The organism is Psychroserpens damuponensis, assembly GCF_000826655.1.
GTDB lineage: Bacteria > Bacteroidota > Bacteroidia > Flavobacteriales > Flavobacteriaceae > Psychroserpens > Psychroserpens damuponensis.
In genome coordinates this window covers 1-3,773 of the sequence record NZ_JXJO01000038.1, presented here as the reverse complement: position 1 = coordinate 3,773, position 3,773 = coordinate 1, and the positions used below count along the sequence as shown (strand labels likewise).

The window sequence follows — 3,773 nt, the reverse complement described above, 5'->3', positions numbered from 1 at the left end:
CACGCACAGTTCAGTTGCGTAAACTAACTAAATTCCGATTGAGTAAAAATTCAGCAGTTGAGTAAGAATTCGGAAAGATACGATTCAGGTTTCGAGTGAGTTTTTAATCGTAAAGTTCGGCAGAATTCAGTTCAGAAATTTTTAACGAGTAATTGTTTGTAACGGTTATGTATATGGCTCGTAGCGTGCAAATTAGAAAATTAATTTCGGATTAAGCACAAGCCAGATTTTTAAATTTTATTATTTATCTTTTTCTTGGAAATCGTCAAATTTAAAAATTTGGCGACTTTCCAAATACGCCTTAACTTCGATTAAGCAACTGACTAGCTATGAGTTATATACTGTGTTGTGCGTCGTTATTTTAATCGCTCGACATTGGTTAAATATTTCTTACAGAGCCTTTTTTCTCTCGTATCAAAAAGAGCTCTTTTTACAGCATATGTTCCACCGATTCCTAATCCTAAAGCTCCCAAAATTTCCTTGCTATATTCTGCCGATAAAGCTAAAGGATTATTGATAAGCATATATGTTGAAAAAGGAATTGAAGCAAGTCCAATACCCATTAATACAATTTCTCTCGTTAGGTCAGAATAAATGTCATTAAAGCTATTAATGAATTGTCTCTCCGTTATTCCGTTTCCAATCGATTCCTCCAAAAGGTCAATTTGACTATTAAATGCAGTAATTCTCTCTCGGTTTTGATTTCTAAACTCAATTAATCTGTCAAACCCTATATCTGAAATATTGGCAGGAACAAGTAAGTTGATTATTCCTTTCATAAACTTATTTCTATTTCGAGTTCCTGGGTTATAAACTCTTGAGAAATTTGAATAATTGTCAAATTCAATATTATCGGTTATTATAGAACCGTTTCGTTCATATGAAATTTCTTGGGCTAAATGTGTCATAAACAAGAAAGCCAGTTCTTTTGGTAATATCAAACCTTCGCCATTTCTTCTTCCAATTCTTTCTTTTTCACAAAATTCGCCAAATTGATAAGAAAATTTCTCTGAAAAAATCTGATATGTCCAGTTTCTTTCGTTTCGCCAACTCCTCTCAATGTTGATTCGATTCATTAATGGTCCTCTTCCATAAGGATTTTGTAAAAACTTTTCAGCCTCCTCAATCGATTTAATCGAGGCTCTTTCTCCTTGTAAAAATTCAGGTGAGTACATTTCGACCAAATCAGTTTCGTCTGATAATCTTCTATAATCGTCTGAAATTAAATGTTGCCTACCATATGGAACTATACTTTCAAATTTTTCCAAATAAAGAATTGAAAACTTTAGCCATTCAGTATTTGGTGGTTCTAAATTCGGATAGTAAATAAATTTCTTCATATGGTTTTGTCTAATGACGCACAACGTGTTTGTGTATGATTTCGTTGCGTGTTTAAGCACTAAAGTTAGCAAATAAATCACAGATAGAAAGTCCGCGAGGACTTTCGTAAGTAGGCTATAACTAGCAATGAATTATACACGGTGTTGCCAGTAGTATTTATTCAATAATTTTTGATTCAATTAGTTTAAATTCATTATTTATGAGTTTCCAATATTCTGATTTTTTCACACCTTGTTTCACATACATTTCTAGATATTTTTCGATAAGAATTGGCTTTTCATTTCTTAGTTTATATTTATAAATATTTTTTGTGTTAAGATATCCAAAGCATTTGGAAATTATTTCTTCTTTTTTATAATCGAATTCTGGTGAGGTGATTTTTTCAAAACTTGATTTTTTTTCAAATATCCCGTTTGAAGGATTAAAAATCCAATATAAAAATGGAAATCCACCATTTTCATCCATTAATCTAGATTTACCGATTCTAAAGTCAATATGATTATCAAAGTTCATATCTTCAATTTCCATTATTGACTCTTTTTTTGAAGATGAAAAGAATTCATTTTCACTTGGTATTATTTTTTGAATAAACTTATCATTTTTAAAGACTTTAATTTCACTTATTTTACATTGACTTTCTTGACAATCTTTGGATAAATAAAATTCAAATTCATCTTTCTTAAACTCTATTATTTCTTGTGAATAAAGTTTAAATGAAAACAGAATTGTTAATGTGAACAGAGTTTTTCTCATATTACTGGCAACGGTTTTGTGTATGATTTCGTTGCGTGTTTAAGCACTAAAGTTAGCAAATAAATCACAGATAGAAAGTCCGCGAGGACTTTCGTAAGTAGGCTATAACTAGCAATGAATTATACACGGTGTTAGCCATAGTATTTTTAATTTCCAAATGGACTTTTGTCGTTCATAAATGGACTTTCAAAAGTTGTCCAATTAGTTGTTTTTAATGATTTTCCGTCAATATTCATTGGTGTGAACCGAACTTTATATTTTCCTTTATTCTTAAATGTAAACGCTCCAGAACACATTCCGTGTCCAACATTTAGTTTATCATTCCATTCTTTAATGTAAAATACTTTTTTATTGTTGGCGCTCAAGTCAACTACTTCTGTCTTATACCAAACTTCAGATTCTGATTTGTTTTTTATATTGAAAATTGCATTTGCTTCTGGACCACAACCATAATGCTCAACATTCGTTTTCTCAAATTCAAGAGTAAGATTAGAATTTAGTTTCTCGATTGATTTTTTATCTGTTGTTTTCCAATATACTTTTTCTCTCTTTTTTTTCTCTCTGTTGTAAGTTGTCATTTCTCTAACTTCAAATTCAGTTTCATCAGAGTATTTTAAAAAATATTTTGTGTTAGGTTTTAATTCTGATGTTGGATAGAAAATAGCTTGAGTTAATTGCTTTTGTCCAATCAGAATTTCTTGAAGATTCAGTTCAATTAATTCTCCGCTTTCACTTTCGAGATAAATTGTTCTTTCTTCAAAGCTCTTAATTGTTTTTTGACTAAAAGCATAACCTTGAATAATGAACATTGAATTTAAGCTGATTTCTTTTGTTGAAGGAAAGAATTGCATTCCCATTCCTGCACAATCCGCAAATGCAGATTTCATTCCGAAAGTCAGTAATAAAAAAAGTAATATTTTTTTCATAATGTTAGTTTCTTAAATGACTACAAATATCGTTCCGTTCATATTATGGCTAACGTGTTTGTGTATGCTTTGTTGCGTGATCAAGTTACTAAGTTAGCAAATAAATACCGAATAGAAAATCCGTGAGGATTTTCGTAAGCAGGCTAGAACCTAGCAATAAAATATACACGGTGTTACCCAACGTTTTTATTCCGCTTGCTTGTTTTCAACACTTGGTTTATTCGGTAATCCGCTCTCCACCAAAATTTTTTCCATTCGTGCCTTATTCCTCCTAATTCCCAATTTACGTCAAATAGTTCTTGTTTTTCAGACGAATTTGGCTTTTTCGCAACATATGGTGGAATTCCAACCTTACAATGCAACATCGGTTCGTTATTCTGAATTGTCGGATAAAATTCAGCTGTGTGTGATGTTTTCAAGAAGTATCTAATCTCAATTATCGTTTTATTCAGTAGAGATTTATATATATACAAATTTATGTCATAAAGGTTATCATAAATTTTGGTCAAATCAGCCACAATTCCACTCAACGATTTAGGTAATTTTTTATCATTAACCTTTTTTCGGATTTTAGCTCGTTCGAATAAATTCTTTCCGATACTTTCATCAATTTCCGACATTATATATTCGCAGTTTCTCGATATTTTATTCCAACAAATATCTGTCGCCATATCAATCAGACTTGATGTCGCATTTAAGATTTTATTTTCGAGTACTGCTTTTTTCAAATGTTGGGTAACGGTTTTATGTATG

Annotated in this window: 4 protein-coding genes; all 4 read right to left on the bottom strand. The window is 30.9% G+C overall.

Annotated elements, in window-relative coordinates; genetic code table 11:
• Positions 1-356: 356 nt before the first annotated feature.
• Positions 357-1,340 (bottom strand): hypothetical protein, encoded by a 984-nt coding sequence (locus TD29_RS17045; protein WP_040282611.1) that lies wholly within the window; start codon positions 1,338-1,340, stop codon positions 357-359.
• 157 nt (positions 1,341-1,497) lie between these two features.
• Positions 1,498-2,094, bottom strand: a complete 597-nt coding sequence (locus TD29_RS17040; RefSeq protein ID WP_040282609.1) for an XAC2610-related protein — start codon at positions 2,092-2,094, stop codon at positions 1,498-1,500.
• A 146-nt stretch (positions 2,095-2,240) separates the two neighbouring features.
• Positions 2,241-3,020, bottom strand: coding sequence for a hypothetical protein (locus TD29_RS17035; protein WP_040282607.1), 780 nt, complete (start codon positions 3,018-3,020; stop codon positions 2,241-2,243).
• Between the two features lie 173 nt (positions 3,021-3,193).
• On the bottom strand, positions 3,194-3,773 hold a 580-nt coding region (locus TD29_RS17030), incomplete at its 5' end, for a hypothetical protein (RefSeq protein WP_040282605.1).

What these genes read in the sequence shown, in the direction of transcription:
- TD29_RS17045 (WP_040282611.1), bottom strand. Translation starts at nt 1,340, where the DNA reads ATGAAGAAATTTATTTACTATCCGAATTTAGAACCACCAAATACTGAA.
- TD29_RS17040 (WP_040282609.1), bottom strand. Translation starts at nt 2,094, where the DNA reads ATGAGAAAAACTCTGTTCACATTAACAATTCTGTTTTCATTTAAACTT.
- TD29_RS17035 (WP_040282607.1), bottom strand. Translation starts at nt 3,020, where the DNA reads ATGAAAAAAATATTACTTTTTTTATTACTGACTTTCGGAATGAAATCT.